The organism is Kitasatospora sp. NPDC089913, from assembly GCF_044748625.1.
Classification (GTDB): domain Bacteria; phylum Actinomycetota; class Actinomycetes; order Streptomycetales; family Streptomycetaceae; genus Kitasatospora.
The window spans coordinates 286,458-304,948 of the sequence record NZ_JBIVGI010000008.1 but is presented as its reverse complement, the minus strand read 5'-3'; the positions used below and the strand labels follow the sequence as shown (position 1 = coordinate 304,948).

The window sequence follows — 18,491 nt, the reverse complement described above, 5'->3', positions numbered from 1 at the left end:
CAAGGGCGAACAGGCCCGGAACAACACCGCGTTGCCCAAGGCCATGACGCTCGTCGAGGCGCTGCCGTGGCTGGAGCGCTTCCACGGCAAGACCGTCGTGATCAAGTTCGGCGGCAACGCCATGGTCGACGACGAGCTCAAGGCCGCCTTCGCCGCGGACGTCGTCTTCCTGCGCTTCGCCGGGCTCCACCCCGTCGTGGTGCACGGCGGCGGTCCGCAGATCAGCGCCCAGCTCGACCGGCTCGGCCTGGAGTCCTCGTTCACCAACGGCCTGCGGGTCACCACCCCGGAGACCATGGACGTGGTCCGGATGGTGCTCTCCGGCCAGGTGCAGCGCGAGCTGGTCGGCCTGCTCAACGAGCACGGCCCGTTCGCGGTCGGCATGACCGGCGAGGACGCCCACACCATGACCGCGGTCAAGCGCTACGCGGTCGTCGACGGCGAGCCGGTCGACATCGGCCTGGTCGGCGACATCGTCAACGTCGAGGCGGGCGCGGTGAAGGCGCTGATCGCCGACGGCCGGATCCCGGTGGTGTCCTCGATCGCCCGCGGCACCGACGGGCACGTCTACAACATCAACGCCGACACCGCCGCGGCCGCGCTCGCGGTCGCCCTGGGCGCCGAGATGCTCGTCGTGCTCACCGACGTCGAGGGCCTCTACAAGGACTGGCCGAACTCGGACGACGTGATCAGCCAGCTGGACGCCGGCGAGCTCGAGGAGCTGCTGCCGGGCCTCGCCTCCGGCATGGTGCCCAAGATGGAGGGCTGCCTGAACGCCGTCCGCTCGGGCGTCGGCACCGCCCGCGTGCTGGACGGCCGGGTGCCGCACAGCCTGCTGCTGGAGATCTTCACCGACGAGGGCATCGGCACCATGGTCGTGCCCGACGACGAACCGACCGTGACCGGGGGACTCGCATGACTTCCAACGCCCAGCTGACCGAGCGGTGGCAGCACGCCCTCACCGACAACTACGGCACCCCGCGGATCCCGCTGGTCCGCGGCGAGGGCAGCACCCTCTGGGACGCCGACGGCAAGGCCTACACCGACCTGCTCGGCGGCATCGCGGTCAACGCCCTCGGCACCGCCCACCCGGCCGTGGTCGAGGCCGTGAGCCGGCAGATCGCCACCCTCGGCCACATCTCCAACCTGTTCCTGGCCGAGCCCACCGTCGCCCTCGCCGAACGGCTGCTGGAGCTCGACGGGCGCCCCGGGCGGGTGTTCTTCTGCAACTCCGGCGCCGAGGCCAACGAGGCCGCCTTCAAGATCTCCCGCCGGACCGGCCGCACCCACCTGGTCGCCCTGGAGGGCGCCTTCCACGGCCGCACCATGGGCGCCCTCGCGCTCACCGGCCAGCCCGCCAAGCAGGAGCCGTTCCGCCCGCTGCCCGGTGACGTCACCCACGTCCCGTTCGGCGACGTGGAGGCGCTGCGCGCCGCCGTCACCACCGACACCGCCGCCGTCTTCCTGGAGCCGGTCCAGGGCGAGAACGGCGCCGTCCCGCTGCCCGACGGCTATCTGCGGGCCGCCCGCGAGATCACCCGCGCCACCGGCACCCTGCTCGTCCTCGACGAGATCCAGACCGGCGTCGGCCGCACCGGCCACTGGTTCGCCCACCAGGCCTTCGACGGGGTCGAGCCGGACGTCGTCACGCTCGCCAAGGCGCTCGGCGGCGGACTGCCGATCGGGGCCGTGCTCGCCTTCGGCGAGGCCGCCGACCTGCTCACCCCGGGCCAGCACGGCACCACCTTCGGCGGCAACCCGGTGGTCGCGGCGGCCGCGCTCGCGGTGCTGGACACCATCGAGGCCGACGGACTGCTGGAGCACGCCCGCAAGATCGGCGAGCGGCTGCGGCACGGCGTGGAGGCGATCGACGACCCGCTGGTCTCGCACGTGCGCGGCGCCGGACTGCTGCTCGGCATCGTGCTCACCGCCCCCGTCTCCGCGAAGGTGCAGGCGGGGCTCCAGGAGGCCGGCTTCCTGGTGAACGCCGCGGTGCCGGACGCGGTGCGGCTGGCTCCGCCGCTGGTGCTCACCGAGCAGGAGGCGGACGCCTTCCTCGCCGCGCTGCCGGACGTCCTGCGGGCGGCGCGGGCGGACGCCCCGGACAGTGCGGACCGAGCGTAGTCCGGGAGAATCATCACATGACCGTTCCCCACTCCGGCCAGCCCGCCGCCGGCCCGACGCCGCAGGTCCCGCAGACCCGCACCGCGCGCCACCGGCGGATCGTGGACCTGCTCACCCGCCAGCCCGTGCGCTCCCAGAGCCAGCTCGCCAAGCTGCTCGCCGACGACGGACTGGTGGTCACCCAGGCCACCCTCTCCCGGGACCTGGACGAGCTGGGCGCGGTGAAGATCCGCAATCGGGACGGCGCGCTCATCTACGCCGTCCCGGCCGAGGGCGGCGACCGCACCCCGCGCGCGCCGATGGGGGAGTCCGCCACCGAGGGCCGGATGGCCCGGCTGGCCGGCGAGCTGATGGTCTCCGCGACCGCCTCCGGCAACCTGGTGGTGCTGCGCACCCCGCCCGGCGCGGCGCAGTTCCTGGCCTCGGCGATCGACCAGGCCGAGGTGTTCGAGATCATCGGCACCATCGCCGGCGACGACACGGTGCTGCTGATCAGCCGCGACCCGGCCGGCGGCCAGGCCCTCGCCGACCACCTCATGCAGCTCGCCCAGGCCAAGGTGCAGTAGCCCCGCCGCGCAGTCACCGCACCACCCGCGGGCCCGGTTCCGACCGGGCCCGCAGGCGTATCCGGAACCGGCCCCGCCCCGGGTTTTGAGTTTCATACGGAGTAGTGCATACTTATGCCTATCGCCGTAAGCCTGTTCGCACAGTTGTGAAGGAGAAAGCCGTGACCGAGCGCGTCGTACTCGCCTACTCGGGCGGTCTGGACACGTCCGTCTGCATCGGCTGGATCGCCGAGGAGACCGGCGCCGAGGTCATCGCCGTCGCCGTCGACGTCGGCCAGGGCGGCGAGGACCTGGACGTCATCCGCCAGCGGGCCCTGGACTGCGGCGCCGTCGAGGCCGAGGTCGCCGACGCCCGCGACGAGTTCGCCGACGAGTACTGCCTCCCGGCCGTCAAGGCCAACGCCCTCTACCAGGGCCAGTACCCGCTGGTGTCCGCCCTCTCCCGGCCGGTCATCGTCAAGCACCTGGTGGCCGCCGCCCAGAAGCACGGCGCCACCACCGTCGCCCACGGCTGCACCGGCAAGGGCAACGACCAGGTCCGCTTCGAGGTCGGCATCAACTCGCTGGCCCCGGGCCTCAAGTGCATCGCCCCGGTCCGCGACTACGCGATGACCCGGGACAAGGCGATCGCCTTCGCCGAGGCCAAGGGCCTGCCGATCGCCACCACCAAGAAGTCCCCGTACTCGATCGACCAGAACGTCTTCGGCCGGGCCGTCGAGACCGGCTTCCTCGAGGACATCTGGAACGCCCCGATCGAGGACGTCTACGAGTACACCCAGAACCCCGCCACCGCCCGCGAGGCCGACGAGGTGGTCATCACCTTCGACGCCGGCGTCCCGGTCGCGATCGACGGCCGCAAGGTCACCGTCCTCCAGGCGATCGAGGAGCTCAACAAGCGCGCCGGCGCCCAGGGCGTCGGCCGGCTCGACATGGTCGAGGACCGCCTCGTCGGCATCAAGTCCCGGGAGATCTACGAGGCCCCCGGCGCGATCGCCCTGATCACCGCCCACCAGGCGCTGGAGAACGTCACCGTCGAGCGCGAACTCGCCCGCTACAAGCGGCAGGTCGAGCAGCGCTGGGCCGAACTGGTCTACGACGGCCTGTGGTTCTCCCCGCTCAAGCGCGCCCTCGACGGGTTCGTGAACGAGGCCAACCAGCACGTCTCCGGCGACATCCGGATCGTCCTGCACGGCGGCCGGGCCGTCGTCAACGGCCGCAAGTCCGACCAGTCGCTGTACGACTTCAACCTCGCCACCTACGACACCGGCGACACCTTCGACCAGTCGATGTCCAAGGGCTTCATCGAGATCTTCGGCCTCTCCTCGAAGATCGCCGCCCGGCGCGACCTGGGCTGAGCCGCCCCCGGACCCGGCCGCGCCCCGCTCCCGCGGGGCCGGCCGGGACCACCCCCGACCCCCCTTCCCGCACGTTCGCAAGGAGCCAGTGATGTCCGCCGACCAGACCGCCACCGGTGGCGACGTCCGCCTCTGGGGCGCCCGCTTCGCCGACGGCCCCTCCGAGGCCCTGGCCCGGCTCTCCGCCTCGGTGCACTTCGACTGGCGCCTCGCCCCCTACGACATCGCCGGCTCCAAGGCCCACGCGCGCGTCCTGCACAAGGCCGGCCTGCTCACCGCCGACGAACTCGCCGCCATGCACGACGGACTCGACCGGCTGCTCGCCGACGTCGAGGCCGGCACCTTCACCGGCACCGTCGCCGACGAGGACGTCCACACCGCCCTGGAACGCGGCCTGCTGGAGCGCCTCGGCCCCGACCTCGGCGGCAAGCTGCGGGCCGGACGCTCCCGCAACGACCAGATCGCCACCCTCTTCCGGATGTACCTGCGGGACCACGCGAAGACCATCGGCGGACTGCTGCTCGACCTCCAGCACGCCCTGGTCGGTCTCGCCGAGGCCCACCCGGACACCGCGATGCCGGGCCGCACCCACCTCCAGCACGCCCAGCCCGTGCTCTTCGCCCACCACGTCCTCGCGCACGTGCAGGCCCTCGGCCGGGACGCCGAGCGGCTGCGCCAGTGGGACGCCCGCACCGCCGTCTCCCCGTACGGCTCCGGGGCGCTGGCCGGCTCCTCGCTCGGCCTCGACCCGGAGGCCGTCGCCGCCGACCTCGGCTTCGAGGGCGGCTCGGTCGGCAACTCCGTCGACGGCACCGCCTCGCGCGACTTCGTCGCCGAATTCGCCTTCGTCACCGCGATGATCGGGATCAACCTGTCCCGGATCGCGGAGGAGGTGATCATCTGGAACACCAAGGAGTTCGGCTTCATCACGCTGCACGACGCCTTCTCCACCGGCTCGTCGATCATGCCGCAGAAGAAGAACCCCGACATCGCCGAACTCGCCCGCGGCAAGTCCGGCCGGCTCATCGGCAACCTCACCGGTCTGCTCGCCACCCTCAAGGCCCTCCCGCTCGCCTACAACCGCGACCTCCAGGAGGACAAGGAGCCGGTCTTCGACTCCTGCGACACCCTCGAGGTCCTGCTGCCCGCCTTCACCGGCATGATGGCCACCCTCACCGTCCACCGCGAGCGGCTCGAGGAACTCGCCCCGGCCGGCTTCTCCCTCGCCACCGACATCGCCGAATGGCTGGTCAAGCAGGGCGTGCCGTTCCGGGTCGCGCACGAGGTCGCCGGAGCCTGCGTCAAGGAGTGCGAGGCGCACGGCATCGAACTCGCCGACCTCACCGACGAGCAGTTCGCCGCCATCTCCGGGCACCTCACCCCCGAGGTCCGGTCGGTCCTCAACGTCCACGGCGCCATCGCCTCCCGCAACGGCCGCGGCGGCACCGCGCCCAGCGCCGTCGCCGTCCAGCTCGGCGAGATCAAGGCCGACCTCGCCGCCCAGCAGGAGTGGGTGACGGGCTGACGGCCCCACCGGCCACCACCGGGAGGGGCGCGACGGGTCACCCGCCGCGCCCCTCCCGTCCGTATGCGACCGGTCACCCGTAACCGGGACGGCCCCCGTCCGGTCAAGAACGGTATGTGCACCGCCCTCCCCTCCGTCCCCTCCGCCGAGGACGAGGTCCTCGCCGAGCTGCGCCGCCGCCGCGTCCGGGAGGCCGTCGCCGCCCTGCCCGGCCGCTGCCCGCAACTGGTCGCCGCCCTCGCCGAGGACCCGCCGCCGACCTACCGCGAGCTCTCCCACCGCCTCGGCATGCCGCGCGGCTCCATCGGACCGACCCGCGCCCGCTGCCTGGCCTGCCTGCGCGTGCTGCTGCACGCCGAGCGCTACGCCTGAGCGCCACGCCCGAACGCCATGCCCGAGCGGCCGCGGCGGTGCGCCCCGGCTGACCGAGCGCCGGGCCCGGGCCACCGCGGCGGTGCGCCCCGGCCACGTCCCGCCGGGCGTGACCCTCGCCACGTCCGGCGGCCACGAGGTTGAGATCAGCTGACACCCGGGTAAGGCGCTGGCGAACGCGGCTCTTGACGGTGGCGCGCCCGCTCGGATACTGACCGTGAGCGCGCCGCCGCCGACGCGGCCCCACCAGGGCCGTGCGGGCCGGTGCGTTCGTGCGCCACCCCCGGTCTGGGCGGATCCCCGGCCGGGACACCCTCCGGCAGCCAACCGGTGCGACACCCTCACCTCTCGCGCGCCGGGCACAACGATGGGGAGGCCCCCGCACATGGGCATGAGCGTGATCATTTCGACCGCCGGGACGGACGACGCGGAGCAGATCCTCAAGCTCCAGTACCTCGGCTACCAGAGCGAGGCCGAGCTCTACGGGGACTGGGCCCTCGAGCCGCTGACCCAGACCCTGGAGAGCCTGCGCGAAGAGCTGACCGAACAGCACGTGCTCGTCGCCCGCCTCGGCGACGAGATCGTCGGCACCGTCCGCGGCCACCTCGGCCCCGACGGTGTCGGCCGGATAGGGCGTCTGGTCGTCCACCCCCGGATGCAGCGCCACGGCCTGGGCGGCCGGCTGCTGGAGGCCCTGGAGCGCCGCCTGGCCGCGGACGGCGCGGTGAGCTCCTACCGCCTCTTCACCGGCCACCGCAGCCTCGGCAACCTGCGCCTCTACGCCCGTCAGGGCTACCGCCAGACCACCGTCGAGCAGATCGACGGCCGGATCACCCTGGTGCACCTGGAGAAGTCCGCCGCGGCCCCGCTCGCCGCCACCGCCTGAAGCCCCCGGCCCGCCCCACGCGGGCCCCGTCGAACCGGCGCCGCCGTCATTCGGACTCCCGACGGCGGCGCCGGCCGGCGTTTGCGCAGCTCACCGCCGTGAATGTCCGCATTGCGGACGCCGCTGCGAAATAATTGGGACCTCCTCGAACCATCTGATTTACTGGCTCACATGACTGCGACGACGAAATGGACCCCCACCGGCACCCCGCCGGCAGGTGAGAGCGCCATGTGCCGTCGAATGTGTCACCGCTGAGGGCCACCGCCCCCGGCACCCGCTGAGAGTGCCTCCCCTCGCGCCCCGAAGCGAGAACCCCGGCGTCGTTCCCGTCCGTGCGGACGCGCCCTTCCTGCCGCATCCCCCTTCTTCGGCCTGCCCGCACACCCGCCGGCGGCCCGCTGACTCGTAAGGGCCACGCCGTCGCGCGGCCCGGCCGCCCAGCGGCGACGATCAAGGGGTGGCAGGTCCGGATCCCCCCGGCGCGACGCCGTTCCCGTCGCCGACCGCACGGCGGTGCGACCTCCGCACGCCCGCCCCCGACCCACGGAAGCAGCTGTGATCACCACCACGGACCTCACCAAGGTCTACCGATCCCGCGGCCGCGAGGTGACCGCCCTCGCCGGCGTCGACCTCCACGTCCGCCCCGGCGAGGTCTACGGAGTCGTCGGCACCAGCGGCGCCGGCAAGTCCACCCTCATCCGCTGCGTCAACATGCTGGAGCGCCCCAGCTCCGGCACCGTCACCGTGGACGGCGTCGAACTCACCGCCCTCGCCGGTGGCGAGAACCGCGCCGGCAAGGACCTCCGCGAAGCCCGCCGCCGCATCGGCATGGTCTTCCAGCACTTCAACCTGCTGTCCTCCCGCACCGTCCAGCAGAACGTCGAACTCCCGCTGGAGATCATCGGGCTGGACCGCGCCCAGCGCCGCCGCAAGGCCGCCGAACTGCTCGACCTCGTCGGCCTCACCGACAAGGCCCGCAGCTACCCCGGCCAGCTCTCCGGCGGCCAGAAGCAGCGCGTCGGCATCGCCCGCGCCCTCGCCGGCGACCCCAAGGTACTGCTCTCCGACGAGGCCACCTCCGCGCTCGACCCCGAGACCACGCGCTCCATCCTGAAGCTGCTGCGCGACCTCAACGAACAGCTCGGCCTCACCGTCCTGCTCATCACCCACGAGATGGACGTCATCAAGTCCGTCTGCGACTCCGCCGCCCTGATGCGCGGCGGCCGGGTGGTCGAGTCCGGCGCGCTCACCGACCTGCTCGCCCGGCCCGGCTCCGAACTCGCCCGCGAACTCTTCCCGCTCAGCGAGTTCGGCACCGGACACCCCGGCGCCACCGTGCTGGAGATCACCTTCCAGGGCGACGCCCCGGCCCAGCCCTTCGTCTCCCAGCTCGCCCGCACCTACCAGATCGACATCAACATCCTCGGTGCCGCCGTCGAGACCATCGCCGGCCGCATGGTCGGCCGGATGCGCGTCGAACTGCCCGGCTCCCGGCACGACAACGTCGTGCCCATCGGCTTCCTGCGCGAACAGGGCCTCCAGGTGGACGTGATCGAAACGGTGAACGGAGCGGCGGCATGACCTGGGACCAGATGCAGGAACTGATGTGGCCCGCCACCTGGGAGACCCTCCAGATGGTCGGAGTGTCGACCGTCTGCACCGTCGTCCTCGGACTCCCGCTCGGCGTGCTGCTCGTCCTCACCGCCAAGGGCGGCGCCCTCCAGAACCAGCCCGTGAACAAGGTGCTCGGCGCGGTCGTGAACCTCGCCCGCTCACTGCCGTTCATCATCCTGATGATCGCGCTGTTCTCGTTCACCCGCTGGCTCGTCGGCAACTCCCTCGGCTGGCAGGCCGCCACCGTCCCGCTGACCGTCGGCGCCATCCCCTTCTTCGCCCGGCTCGTGGAGACCAACGTCCGCGAGGTCGACCGCGGCCTCGTCGAAGCCGTCCAGGCGATGGGCGGCAGCACCTGGACCCTGGTCCGCAAGACGCTCGTCCCCGAAGCCCTCCCCGGCATCGTCGCCTCCGTCACCACCACCGTCATCGCCCTCATCGGCTACTCCGCGATGGCCGGCACCGTCGGCGGCGGCGGCCTCGGCGACCTCGCCTACCGCTACGGCTACCTCCGCTTCGAGACCGCCTTCATGTGGGTCATCGTCGCCGAGATCGCGATCATCGTCACCGTGATCCAGCTGGCCGGCGACTACGCCGTGCGACGGCTCGCCAACCGCGGCCGCGGCGGCGGCCGGACCAGGCTGCTGCGCCCCCGCGCCGACACCGACTTCGTCGCCTCCTAGACCCCGGCGCCCCGGCGCCTCCTCCCGCAGGCCCCGCAGGCGGTCACGCCTCCCCGACTTCCTCGTCCGATCCTCGGACGCGGCTCCCCGCAATACGCAGAAAGGCACTTTTCGTGCGCAACTCCCTGAAGTTCACCAGCGTCCTCGCCACCGCCGGCATCGCCCTCTCCCTGGCCGCCTGCGGCAGCAACGGCGACTCGGCCTCCTCGGACCCGAACGCGCCGCTCACCGTCGTCGCCAGCCCGACCCCGCACGGCCAGATCCTCAAGTACGTCAAGGACAACCTCGCGGACAAGGCCGGCCTCAAGCTCAACGTCAAGGAGGTCACCGACTACGTGACCCCCAACACGGCGGTGCAGGACGGCTCGGCCGACGCCAACTACTTCCAGCACGTGCCGTACCTGGAGGACTTCAACAAGAAGCGCGGCACCGACATCGTCTCCGTCGAGGCCGTGCACCTGGAGCCGCTGGGCGTCTACTCCAAGAAGGTCAAGGCGATCGCCGACCTGCCGGACGGCGCCACCATCGGCCTGCCCAACGACGCCACCAACGAGGGCCGCGCGCTCAAGCTGCTCGCCGACAACAAGCTCATCACCCTCAAGGACGGGGCCGGCACCGCCGCCACCCCCGCCGACGTCACCGGCAACCCGAAGAACTTCAAGTGGAAGGAGCTGGAGGCCGCCCAGCTGCCCCGCTCCATCGCCGACGTCGACGCCGCCGTCATCAACGGCAACTACGCGCTCGACTCCGGCCTCAAGCCCGCCACCGACGCGATCGTGCTGGAGAAGGCCGAGGGCAACCCCTACGCCAACATCCTCGCCGTCAAGAAGGGCAAGGAGAACGACCCGCGGGTGAAGAAGCTCGCCGAGCTGCTGCACTCCGCGGAGGTCAAGAAGTTCATCGACGACACCTTCCAGGGCTCCGTCGTCCCGGCGTTCTGATCCCCGGCGTTCCGACCGCCGGAGCCGACCCGCCCGACCCGCCCCTCCCGACCCGTCCCGCCGGACCACCGACCGGGCCCCCGCCGCAACCGCGCGGGGGCCCGGTCGGGCAGTATGCACCAGTGACGGTCCGACAGGCCCATTTCTGACGTACCGTCGTCCGGTCCCCGCACCGCGTGACCACCCGGCAGCGGCGAGGCGTACGGTGTGTCCACGACCCGGCGAGGAGAGACGGCATGGCAGCGAGCTTCCCCGAGACCGCCATCAGCACCGAACGGCTGCTGCTGCGCCCGCTTGCGGAGGACGACGCCCCCGGCCTGGCCGCCATGATGGCCGACGAACTCGTCCTGGCCTGGACCGACCACCCGCACCCCTTCACCGAGGCCCACGCCCTCGACCTGGCCCGCACCCTCGCGCCCGCCCACCGCGCCACCGGCCGGGGCATCGTGCTCGCCGTCACCGAACACCTCACCCAGCGCCTGGTCGGCCTGGTCGAGCTCCGGCACACCGACTGGCGGCTGCGCTCCACCGAGATCTCCTTCGTCACCGCCGCCTGGGCCCGCGGCGAGGGCTACGCCCCCGAGGCCGTCCTCGGCGTCGCCCAGTGGCTGTTCGAGGACCGGGGCTTCCTCCGCCTCGAACTGCGCACCGCCGCCGGGAACACCGCCGCCCAGCAGGTCGCCCAGAAGATCGGCGGCATCAGCGAGGGTGTTCTGCGCAGCGCCTGGATAGTGCGCGGCGAGTCGGGAGAGTCCGCCGCGCCCGGTGACCGCCGGGCCCACGGCCGCCCGGACCGCGACCTCTCGGGCTACGACCCCTCGGGCCACGACCCTGCCGGGTACGACCGCCGGGACCCGGACCGTCCGGCCGTCGGTGAGAGCCGCAGCGACCTCATCCTGTGGAGCCTGCTCCCCGAGGACATGGAGACCCCCGAGACCGCCGCCCCCGCCTGGGCCGGCGGCGACCGCTACGTGCTGCGCGACTGACCCGCGCCACCGGCCCGCGCCACCGGCCCGCGCCACCGGCCCTCGCGACTGACGCGCGACCGGCCCGCGCGACCGAGGGGCTGCCCTTCCGGGCCGCTCGGCACGGACATGTGTACGAGATGTCCGCGCCGAGGGGATCACACCCGGTAACCTCTCCACCGGCGCCGCACACCGGCGCCGCCTGTCGGCGCACGGACGGCGAGGAGAACAGCCACAGATGGCTGACCGGATCACGGTCATCGGGTGGGACGGCACACCGCTCACCGAGGCCGCCGCCGCGGCCCTCGCCGCAGCCACCCTGGTGGCCGGCGCCCCCTACCAGCTCAAGGCCCTCCCGGTGCCGCCCGCCGCCGAACGCATCGCCCTCGGCAGCATCCAGCTCGCCGCCCGCCGGATCGCCGAACACCGCGGCGCCGCCGTCGTCATCGCCGAGGGCGACCCCGGCTTCTTCGGCGTCGTCCGCACCCTGCGCCGCCCCGAGTACGGCCTCGAACTCGAAGTCCTCCCCGCCGTCTCCTCCGTCGCCGCCGCCTTCGCCCGCGCCGGCATGCCCTGGGAGGACGCCCAGGTCGCGAGCGCGCACGGCGGCCGCCTGCGCCGCGCCGCCAACCTCTGCCGCGCCCACCCCAAGGTCGCCGTCCTCACCGCACCCGGCGCCGGCCCCGCCGAACTCGCCCTCATGCTCCGCGGCGTCCACCGCACCTTCGTCGTCTGCGAAGCCCTCGGCACCCCCGACGAGGACGTCACCGTCCTCACCTCCGACCGCGTCGCCGACCACATCTGGCGCGACCCCAGCGTCGTCCTCGTCATCGGCGGCAGCAGCGCCGGCGGCCCCGGCGGCGGACCCGCGAACGGCGCCGCCGGCGAGGCCGCCGGCTGGCTCGCCGGACGCCCCGTCGGTTACCCCGGACCGGACCGCGGCTGGGCCCTGCCCACCGACACCTACACCGGCACCGGCCGCACCCCCACCCCGCCCGGCGCCCCCGCGGACCCCGGCGCACCCGGCGCGACCGACACGCTCCCGGCGCACGTCCGCGCGCTCGTGCTCGCCCGCCTGGGTGCCCGCCCCGGCGACCTCGTGTGGACCGTCGGCGCCGGGAGCGGCGCGCTCGCCGTCGACGCCGCCCGCTTCGGAGCGGCCGTCGTCGCCGTCGAGGCCGACCGCTCCGCCTGCGCCCGGCTCGCCGTCAACGCCCGCCGCTACGGCGTCGAGGTCGAGATCGTCCACGGCCGGGGCCCCGACGTCCTCGGCGAACTCCCCGAACCCGACGCCGCCGTCGTCGAGACCGGCGGCCCGGAAGCCGTGCGCGCCGTGCTCTCCCGCCGCCCCGAACGGATCGTCGCCGTCGCCCGCACCCTCGCCGAGGCCGAGGAGGTCCGCCGCGTCATCGCCGCCGCGGGCTACCGCGCCGACGGCGCACTGCTCCAGTCCGCGCCGCTGCTCCCGCCGATCGGGGCCGCCGCCGACGGACCCGGTCTGCGCCTCGGCATGGGCGACCCGGGCACCTTCCTGCTCTGGGGTGCGCAGAAACCGTGAAGGCCCCGGTGGCGCCGGGTGGTGGTCCCGGTGGGAGCCGGTGCCGATCCGCGCCCCAGGACCGCTCGCCGCGTCCCCGCCGCGTCCGCCCGCCGCGTCCCCGCCGCATCCTCCCGGCACGGTCCCCGGCCACGCCCTCCCGGCCCGCCCTCGGGCCCGCCCGCTCCGCCCGGACCCGGTGCGCGGCCCGGCCGGACGGTGATCCAGGTCGCATCCGGACACCGATTCGGGAGGCGGCGTCCCCGGGCCGGTAGTGTGGCGTCCGGGACGGCTGCGGTGTCCGACAGCCCGCCCGATCCGGTCGGGTCCGATGCCTTTCTGACATGGCGCAGACCGACGGGGTTCGGAGTGTGGGCAATTCGACGGGCCGCCCGCCGGACCTGGAGAATGCCGTAGGGTCCGGTGCGGTCGTGCCGGTTGCCCCGGCTTGTCGTTGTCTCAGATGACGCGCCGCCCCACCCGGGTGGCGCGCGGGCCGGGGTGCCGCAGCGCGCCGGAAGGATTTCGGCCGCAGCGCCTCGGCGCGGCGGCCGTGTGTGATTGAGGGGCGGGCCGGTGCAGGCCCGGCCCGTGCGGATGGGCGCTGCGGTCGGTGATCGTGTCGCCGAGGGCGCGGCAGCGGCCTGGAAGGAGCTTTGACATGACCGATGGCGGCCACGTCCCGAACGAGGGACTGCCGGAGCACCTGCTCGCCGGGCCCGACCGGCTCGGCGGCCCGGAGGGCGTCGCGGCTGTCGCACCCGCGCACGGCGTCGCGCTGGACGGCACCCTCCCCGGGGTGCCCGGGGCCGGCGTTCCCGGTGCGGTCCCGCCCGGCGCCGCCGTCCTCCCGCCGCAGGGCGTACCCGCGCACGGCGTGCCGGTCCACGGTGTGCCGGCGCAGGCCGTGCCCGTGCAGCCCGTGCCCGTGCAGGGCGTCCCGGCTCCGGGTGCTCCCGGTGCCCCGCTCGGCGCGCCCGGATTCGCCGTGCCCGCAGCCGGCGCGCCCGGCGCCGCGGGTGACGCCTGGGCCGCCGCCCCGCGACCCACCTTCCACTTCGTCGACCAGCCGGACGGCCTCGACGACGAGGACGACGTCCTGCTGATGCCCGGTCCGCAGGGCTCCTGGGGCGAGCCGACGGCGCCCGTCGCCGACCCGGCCGCCGACCAGCAGACCCCGCCCGGCACCCCCGTCGAGCCGTCCTGGCCGCCGCTGGAGCCGCCCGTGCTCGCCGCCGACCCGGCCGGTGCCCCCCACGGCTTCGCGCCGCAGGCCGCCCCCGGCGTCCAGACCGTGCCCGGTGCCCAGTCCGTGCCGGCCCAGCAGCAGGGGTCCGAGCCGGTGACGGCCGTTCAGTCGCCGCGCCGGCCGCTGCACGCCGGGCCGCCGATCCCGGACCCGTCCCTGATGACCGGCCAGGTCCCGGTCCGCTCGCTGGCCGACCGGGGCCCGTCGACCGGCAGCACGCCCGCGCACGGCATCCCGGTGGTGCCGGCCGCGGTCCAGCCCGAGCCGGCGGCCGTGCCCGTCGCCGTCCAGCCCGAGCCCGTGCCGCAGCCGGTCGAGGCCGCCGTCCCGCAGCCTTCCGTCGTGCCGCCCGCCGTCGTTCCCGTCGAGGCGCCGGTCGTGGCCGAGGCGGTCGTCGAGGCGCCCGTCGAGGCCGCCGCCGACATCGCCGAGGCACCCGGGAACGTCGAGCCGGCCACCGTCGAACCGGCCGTCGAACCGGTCGCCGTCGCTGCCGGGGCCCCGGTCGAGGGTCCCGCCGCCGAGGTTCCCGTGGCGGAGGTTCCCGCCGCCGAGGCCGAGGCCGCCGCCGATGCGCAGACCGGAGGCGGTCAGCCGCGCCGCATCTCCGCCTTCCTCGCCGCGCCGACCCCGCACGGCCTCCCGCAGGTCGAGCCGGTCGCCGAGCCCGTCGCAGAACCGCTGGTCGAGCACTCCGCCCCGGCCGCCGTCGGGACGGAGGCTCAGCAGTCCGCCCCCATAGCGCCCGTCGCCGACCCGGCCGAGTCGGCCGAGCCCATCGCGCAGACCGGGCCCGAGGCCGTCGAGCCCGCCGCGCCCGTCGCCGTCGAGCCGACCCCGGCCGAGCAGCCCGAGCCTGCGGCGGAGGCCGCCGGGCCCGAGGGCGGGGCGCCCGTCGAGCCGGTGGCCGTGCCCGACCCGACCGCCGCCGAGGCCGCCGCCGACGCCGGGGTCCAGGCCCCGGAGGTGTCCGCCGAGACCGCCGCGGGTACCGGTGAGATGCCCTCCGGCCAGCCCGTCGCCGCCCCGGCGGAGGTTCCGGCCGAGCCGGTGTCCGCCGCCTCCGCCGCCTCCGCCGAGTCGGCCGAGGCCCCCGCCGGGGAGCAGCCCGAGGTCGAGCAGCACGTCGTTCCGACGGACGCCGTGACCGCCGAACTGCCCGCCACCGACGCAGCCGAGGCAGCCGGGGCCGCCCCGGCCCCGCACGCCGAGGACGGCACCCCGGCCGGGCCGACCGCCGTCGCCGAGCCCGCCGCTCCGGCCGAGGGCACCGCTCCGGCCGAGGGCACCGGGCCCGCCGACACGGCCGAGGCCGCCGAGGCCCCGGCCGACCCCGCCGAAGCGGTCGAGGTCCCCACCGCCGGCGCACCCGTCGCCGAGGCACCCGTCGACGCCGAGCCGACCGCCGCGGCCACGCAGCCCGCCGGCACCGAGGAGTCCACCGGCACCGGGGAGCCCGCGGAGCCCGAGGAGCCCGCCGAGCCCGAGGAGCCGCGCGGCCCCGCCGCGCCCGGCTACGACGAGGTCGGCCGCGAGGCCGTCCACCAGGTCATCCGCGAGCGCCGCGACATCCGCAACGGCTTCCGCCCCGACCCGATCCCGCACGAGGTGCTGATCCGCGTCCTGGAGGCCGCCCACACCGCCCCCAGCGTCGGTTACTCGCAGCCCTGGGACTTCGTGGTCATCCGGTCCGCCAAGACCCGCCGCAGGATGCACGAACTGGCCGAGCGCCAGCGCGAGACCTTCGCCGACACGCTCCCCAAGGGCCGCGCGAAGCAGTTCAAGGAAATCAAGATCGAGGCGATCCTCGAGACGCCCGTCAACATCGTCGTCACCGCCGACCGCACCCGCGGCGGCCGGCACACCCTGGGCCGGCACACCCAGCCGCAGATGGCCCCCTACTCGGCCGCCCTCGCGGTCGAGAACCTCTGGCTGGCCGCCCGCGCCGAGGGCCTCGGCGTCGGCTGGGTGAGCTTCTTCGACGAGGAGGAGCTGGTCCGCGAACTCGGCCTGCCCGAGCACCTGGAGGTCGTCGCCTACCTGTGCGTCGGCTTCGTCGACGCCTTCCCGGACGAGCCCGAACTCCAGCAGCAGGGCTGGGCCAAGAAGCGCCCGCTGTCCTGGGTCGTCCACGAGGAGCAGTACGGCAACCGCGCCCTGCCCGGCGAGGAGCCGCACAGCGTGCTCTCCGAGACCCTGCGCGGCATCCGCCCGCTGGACGCCAAGGCGCTCGGCGAGGCCTGGGACCGGCAGAAGCGGATGACCAAGCCGGCCGGCTCGCTCGGCATGCTGGAGATCATCTCCGCCCAGCTCAGCGGCCTGTCCCGGAAGTGCCCGCCGCCGATCCCGGAGCCCGCCTGCGTCGCGGTCTTCGCCGCCGACCACGGCGTGCACGCCCAGGGCGTCACCCCCTGGCCGCAGGAGGTCACCGCCCAGATGGTGGGCAACTTCCTGGCCGGGGGAGCGGTGGTCAACGCCTTCGCCAAGCAGATCGGCACCGAGGTCTGCGTCGTCGACGTCGGCGTGGCCGCCGAGCTGCCGGACGCGATCCAGCAGGGCCGCACCACCGGCCTGCTGCCGCGCAAGGTCAAGCCCGGCACCGACGACATGACCCAGGGCCCGGCGATGACCCGCGAGGAGGCCCTCAAGGCCCTCGAGGTCGGCATCGAGACCGCCCGCGACCTCGTCGCGGCCGGCAACAAGGCCCTGATCACCGGCGACATGGGCATCGCCAACACCACCGCCTCCGCCGCCCTGATCTCGGTCTTCACCGGGATCGACCCGGCCGAGGTGACCGGCCGCGGCACCGGCATCGACGACGCGACCCACGCCCGCAAGATCGAGGTCGTCCGCGCCGCGCTGGCCCTGCACCAGCCCGACCCGGCCGACCCGATCGGCGTACTCGCCGCGGTCGGCGGCCTGGAGCACGCCGCCCTCGCCGGCTTCCTGCTCGGCGCGGCCAGCCTGCGCACCCCGGTGATCCTGGACGGCGTGATCGCCGGTTCGGCCGCGCTCGTCGCCAAGGCGATCGCGCCCGAGGTGCTCGCCGCCTGCATCGCCGGCCACCGCTCGGCCGAGCCCGGCCACCAGGCCGCCCTGGCCAAGCTGGGACTGCGTCCGCTGATCGACCTCGATCTGCGGCTCGGCGAGGGCACCGGCGCCCTGCTGGCCCTGCCGCTGGTGCAGAGTGCGGCCCGCGCGATGCACGATGTAGCCACCTTCGACTCCGCCGGGGTCACCGAGAAGGCCTGACGTCCGTCCGAACCGCTCCGTGCACCGGCCCGAGGGCGCGCCGGTGTGCGGAGCGGCGCCGTGTCCCAGCACACCCTCACCCGATCCAGGAGCACCGCCGATGACCGCGCCCACCCCGCACCCCAGCACCGAGGGCCGTACCCCCTACCCGGTCGGCCTGCTGCTGGCCGGCCGCCGTGTCGTGGTGGTCGGCGGCGGCCACGTCGCCCAGCGGCGGCTGCCCGCGCTGCTCGCGACCGGCGCCGACGTACACCTCATATCGCCGGTCACCACCCCGGCCGTGCAGGCGATGGCCGACGCCGGTGAGCTGACCTGGCACGAGCGCCGCTACCAGGAGGGCGATCTCGCCGACACCTGGTACGCGCTGGTCGCCACCGACGACCCCGCGGTGAACGTCGCCGTCAGCGCCGAGGCGGAGCGCGAGCGGGTGTTCTGCGCCCGCAGCGACGACGCCTCCGCCGCCACCGCGTGGACGCCGGCCAGCGGTCGCGACGCCGGGGCCACCGTGGCCGTCCTCACCGGGGACCCGCGCCACTCGGCCGCGTTGCGCGACTCGATCGTCCAGGGGCTGCGGGACGGTTCGCTCGCCGCCCGCCAGTACCGGGCCCGGGGGGCGGGGGTGGCACTGGTCGGCGGCGGCCCGGGCGACCCGGACCTCATCACGGTGCGCGGCCGCCGGCTGCTCGCCGACGCGGACGTGGTGGTGGCCGACCGGCTGGCGCCGCGCGAGCTGCTCGCCGAGCTGCCGGAGCACGTCGAGGTCATCGACGCGTCGAAGATTCCGTACGGGCGCTTCATGGCGCAGGAGGCGATCAACCGGACGCTGGTGGAGCACGCCAGGGCCGGAAAGTTCGTGGTGCGGCTCAAGGGCGGCGACCCGTACGTGTTCGGCCGCGGCGGCGAGGAGCTGCTGGCGTGCGTGGAGGCCGGGCTGCCGGTCACGGTGGTGCCGGGCATCTCCAGCTCCATCAGCGTGCCGGCGGCCGTCGGGGTGCCGGTCACCCATCGGGGGATGACCCACGAGTTCACCGTGGTCTCGGGCCACGTGGGGCCGGACGACGAGCGTTCGCTGACCAACTGGGAGGCGCTCGCCGGGATGACCGGCACCCTGGTGCTGCTGATGGCCGTCGACAAGATCGGCGCCATTGCTGCTCGGCTGATCCGGGACGGGCGGGCGGCAGACACCCCGGTCGCCGTCGTCCAGGAGGGCACCACCGCCGCCCAGCGCCGGGTCGACGCCACCCTGGCGACGGTCGCCGCCACCGTCGAGGCCGAGCGGATCAAGCCCCCGGCCGTCATCGTCGTCGGCGACGTCGTCAACGTCCTCGCCACCCCGGAGGCCTGAGGGCCGGGGCCGGCACCTGGCCCCGGCCCGGCCCCCGTGCCGAGGGCCCCGGTCCGGCCCGGCCCCCGTGCCGGCAC

General features: G+C 74.5%; 14 protein-coding genes. All 14 read left to right on the top strand.

Annotated elements, in window-relative coordinates; all coding sequences use genetic code 11:
• The first annotated feature begins 43 nt into the window (after positions 1-43).
• Positions 44-919: an acetylglutamate kinase gene (gene argB / locus ACIPYS_RS16070; RefSeq protein ID WP_093865240.1), complete on the top strand. Its 876-nt coding sequence runs from the start codon at positions 44-46 to the stop codon at positions 917-919.
• Entirely contained in the window at positions 916-2,124 is a 1,209-nt protein-coding gene (locus ACIPYS_RS16065; protein WP_093862795.1) for an acetylornithine transaminase, read from the top strand. The genes argB and ACIPYS_RS16065 overlap by 4 nt, the downstream gene beginning before the upstream one ends.
• 17 nt (positions 2,125-2,141) lie before the next feature.
• Complete coding sequence (locus ACIPYS_RS16060; RefSeq protein WP_093862796.1) at positions 2,142-2,690, top strand: arginine repressor; 549 nt, start codon at positions 2,142-2,144, stop codon at positions 2,688-2,690.
• Between the two features lie 161 nt (positions 2,691-2,851).
• Positions 2,852-4,045, top strand: a complete 1,194-nt coding sequence (locus ACIPYS_RS16055) for an argininosuccinate synthase (protein WP_053646726.1) — start codon at positions 2,852-2,854, stop codon at positions 4,043-4,045.
• Between the two features lie 91 nt (positions 4,046-4,136).
• Positions 4,137-5,570, top strand: a complete 1,434-nt coding sequence (gene argH / locus ACIPYS_RS16050; protein ID WP_093862797.1) for an argininosuccinate lyase — start codon at positions 4,137-4,139, stop codon at positions 5,568-5,570.
• A 114-nt stretch (positions 5,571-5,684) separates the two neighbouring features.
• Positions 5,685-5,942 (top strand): hypothetical protein, encoded by a 258-nt coding sequence (locus ACIPYS_RS16045; RefSeq protein ID WP_053646730.1) that lies wholly within the window; start codon positions 5,685-5,687, stop codon positions 5,940-5,942.
• Between the two features lie 385 nt (positions 5,943-6,327).
• Positions 6,328-6,828 (top strand): GNAT family N-acetyltransferase, encoded by a 501-nt coding sequence (locus ACIPYS_RS16040; RefSeq protein WP_093862798.1) that lies wholly within the window; start codon positions 6,328-6,330, stop codon positions 6,826-6,828.
• A gap of 555 nt (positions 6,829-7,383) precedes the next feature.
• Positions 7,384-8,409 carry a methionine ABC transporter ATP-binding protein gene (locus ACIPYS_RS16035; protein WP_093862799.1) on the top strand — a complete coding sequence of 342 codons (1,026 nt, stop codon included), beginning with the start codon at positions 7,384-7,386 and terminating at the stop codon, positions 8,407-8,409.
• Positions 8,406-9,125 carry a methionine ABC transporter permease gene (locus ACIPYS_RS16030; protein ID WP_093862800.1) on the top strand — a complete coding sequence of 240 codons (720 nt, stop codon included), beginning with the start codon at positions 8,406-8,408 and terminating at the stop codon, positions 9,123-9,125. The genes ACIPYS_RS16035 and ACIPYS_RS16030 overlap by 4 nt, the downstream gene beginning before the upstream one ends.
• A 113-nt stretch (positions 9,126-9,238) precedes the next feature.
• Positions 9,239-10,066 (top strand): MetQ/NlpA family ABC transporter substrate-binding protein, encoded by an 828-nt coding sequence (locus ACIPYS_RS16025; RefSeq protein ID WP_093862801.1) that lies wholly within the window; start codon positions 9,239-9,241, stop codon positions 10,064-10,066.
• 236 nt (positions 10,067-10,302) lie between these two features.
• Positions 10,303-11,052, top strand: coding sequence for a GNAT family N-acetyltransferase (locus tag ACIPYS_RS16020; protein WP_400746610.1), 750 nt, complete (start codon positions 10,303-10,305; stop codon positions 11,050-11,052).
• A 217-nt stretch (positions 11,053-11,269) separates the two neighbouring features.
• Entirely contained in the window at positions 11,270-12,589 is a 1,320-nt protein-coding gene (cbiE, locus tag ACIPYS_RS16015; RefSeq protein WP_400746607.1) for a precorrin-6y C5,15-methyltransferase (decarboxylating) subunit CbiE, read from the top strand.
• Between the two features lie 640 nt (positions 12,590-13,229).
• Positions 13,230-17,069 carry a nicotinate-nucleotide--dimethylbenzimidazole phosphoribosyltransferase gene (cobT, locus tag ACIPYS_RS16010; protein WP_400746605.1) on the top strand — a complete coding sequence of 1,280 codons (3,840 nt, stop codon included), beginning with the start codon at positions 13,230-13,232 and terminating at the stop codon, positions 17,067-17,069.
• A gap of 100 nt (positions 17,070-17,169) precedes the next feature.
• Positions 17,170-18,414, top strand: coding sequence for a uroporphyrinogen-III C-methyltransferase (gene cobA / locus ACIPYS_RS16005; protein WP_093862805.1), 1,245 nt, complete (start codon positions 17,170-17,172; stop codon positions 18,412-18,414).
• Positions 18,415-18,491 lie beyond the last annotated feature (77 nt).

Excerpts from the sequence above, each read along its gene's own strand:
- argB (WP_093865240.1), top strand. The coding sequence starts at position 44 with ATGACGCTCGTCGAGGCGCTGCCGTGGCTGGAGCGCTTCCACGGCAAG.
- ACIPYS_RS16065 (WP_093862795.1), top strand. The coding sequence starts at position 916 with ATGACTTCCAACGCCCAGCTGACCGAGCGGTGGCAGCACGCCCTCACC.
- ACIPYS_RS16060 (WP_093862796.1), top strand. The coding sequence starts at position 2,142 with ATGACCGTTCCCCACTCCGGCCAGCCCGCCGCCGGCCCGACGCCGCAG.
- argH (WP_093862797.1), top strand. The coding sequence starts at position 4,137 with ATGTCCGCCGACCAGACCGCCACCGGTGGCGACGTCCGCCTCTGGGGC.
- ACIPYS_RS16045 (WP_053646730.1), top strand. The coding sequence starts at position 5,685 with ATGTGCACCGCCCTCCCCTCCGTCCCCTCCGCCGAGGACGAGGTCCTC.
- ACIPYS_RS16040 (WP_093862798.1), top strand. The coding sequence starts at position 6,328 with ATGGGCATGAGCGTGATCATTTCGACCGCCGGGACGGACGACGCGGAG.
- ACIPYS_RS16030 (WP_093862800.1), top strand. The coding sequence starts at position 8,406 with ATGACCTGGGACCAGATGCAGGAACTGATGTGGCCCGCCACCTGGGAG.
- ACIPYS_RS16020 (WP_400746610.1), top strand. The coding sequence starts at position 10,303 with ATGGCAGCGAGCTTCCCCGAGACCGCCATCAGCACCGAACGGCTGCTG.
- cbiE (WP_400746607.1), top strand. The coding sequence starts at position 11,270 with ATGGCTGACCGGATCACGGTCATCGGGTGGGACGGCACACCGCTCACC.
- cobT (WP_400746605.1), top strand. The coding sequence starts at position 13,230 with ATGACCGATGGCGGCCACGTCCCGAACGAGGGACTGCCGGAGCACCTG.
- cobA (WP_093862805.1), top strand. The coding sequence starts at position 17,170 with ATGACCGCGCCCACCCCGCACCCCAGCACCGAGGGCCGTACCCCCTAC.